The sequence below is a fragment of the Streptomyces sp. NPDC005566 genome, assembly GCF_040605575.1.
GTDB lineage: Bacteria > Actinomycetota > Actinomycetes > Streptomycetales > Streptomycetaceae > Streptomyces.
Genome location: NZ_JBEXDB010000075.1, coordinates 1 through 1,496, shown reverse-complemented (window position 1 = coordinate 1,496; position 1,496 = coordinate 1). Strand labels below are relative to the sequence as shown.

At 50.7% G+C, this 1,496-nt stretch carries 2 protein-coding genes; both read left to right on the top strand.

Annotation, left to right across the window (positions count from 1 at the left end; genetic code table 11):
* Positions 1 to 508, top strand: a 508-nt coding sequence (locus ABZS61_RS34795) for an HNH endonuclease family protein (RefSeq protein WP_356430521.1), incomplete at its 5' end; no start/stop codon positions are given.
* Positions 509 to 792: 284 nt separating this feature from the next.
* A partial coding sequence (locus ABZS61_RS34790) for an ATP-binding protein (RefSeq protein WP_356430518.1) occupies positions 793 to 1,496 on the top strand: 704 nt, incomplete at its 3' end.

Genomic DNA, 1,496 nt, shown 5'->3' with positions numbered 1-1,496 from the left:
CTTCCATGACACTGTGGAAGGAGCACTCGGACAGTTGATCCATGGCAAGGCGGGGGTACATCCCACACTGAAGCTCGAAGCGTGGACCAACAAGAAATATTCGACTATTGAACATATCGCACCTCGCTCAAGGGCAAATGGATGGGCAAGCGACTTGTATGGAGATGACCAGTACGAACGTTTAGGCAATCTGACGCTTGTCCCGCTGAACGCCAATGGATCTCTGAGCGATCGCCCATGGAAGCAGAAGCGCGCATTGTATGGCGCGCTCGCGGCGCACAGCCAACAGGAAGCAGAAAAAGTCATCACACAGCTCAAACACGACGGCATTGATCTGTCCGAGACGGCTGGTCCGATATATTGGGGTGAGTATCTTCCTCACGTAAGGACTTTAAGTACGGTGCCGGACGAATGGAACCTGGCAGCGGTGGACAAACGAGGTCGCGAGCTCGCCGCACTTGCATGGGATCGATTGGCACCTTGGCTCGGACTTGGCGGATCTTCCTGATTCGCGGAACCCGTCGAATCTTGCATGCCTGTGTCAACGAATCTGGTTGTCTCGGAGGAGGCAGCACGTCTAACATCTGGTCATTGAAATTGGTTATTAGAAGCCTCGACGAATAGTCCGTCATTTGCAGCTGGCTTCGTTGGGTTCTTCGTTGCGCCATCGCACCGCTCCCGAGCAGGGACGTCTCGTGGTGGATTTTTTGTTGGCTAGCCGTATCGTACCGAGTTTGCAACCTATACTCTGAGCACGAATACGGCTATTTTTTTGTTCTTTTGGGAGTAGGAATGGCGCAGCGGTTTCGTATCGCAGCTCGGGCACTGCGTCAACTCGGAGCAGAGTTGATCACTTCGGATGATGTCGCTTTAAACGAGTTGATAAAGAACGCGTTTGATGCGGGATCTCCCCGGGTGAGCGTAAAAATTCATGCTCCTGCTGACATTTCCGCGTTGCAGCTTCTTGAAGAGCAAATTCGCGCAGGATCCGTCTTGCAAAAGAAAGATGCTCTCGACAGAGTGGACAAAGCCATATCACCTGATTTACCCCTTTCCATAAGGGCGGCACTGAACGATCGCGCTCGCGATCATATTGATAACAAGACAAAATTCGCCGAATTTCTCCAAAATCTTCGGGCGGAGCAGTATATAGAAATCAGCGATACGGGAAAAGGAATGAGCAAAGATGATTTGCTCAATCGCTTTCTCGTGATCGGCACACCTGGCAAGTTGTTCGAAAAGCAAAATTCAGGATCGTCCCAGTCGGTCGTACTCGGAGAAAAAGGTATCGGACGATTGTCCATGATGCGATTGGGGAGCACCGCTACCATCGAGTCAACGACGTCCGAGTCCTCCACTCAGTATGGAATACGATTTGAATGGAATAAATTCGACGACCCTAATTTATACCTAGATGACGTAGAAGTAACGGTCGAACCGATGGGAGATGTCGATGAATCCAGTCACGGCACTACAGTAAGAATTCAGAATCTTAG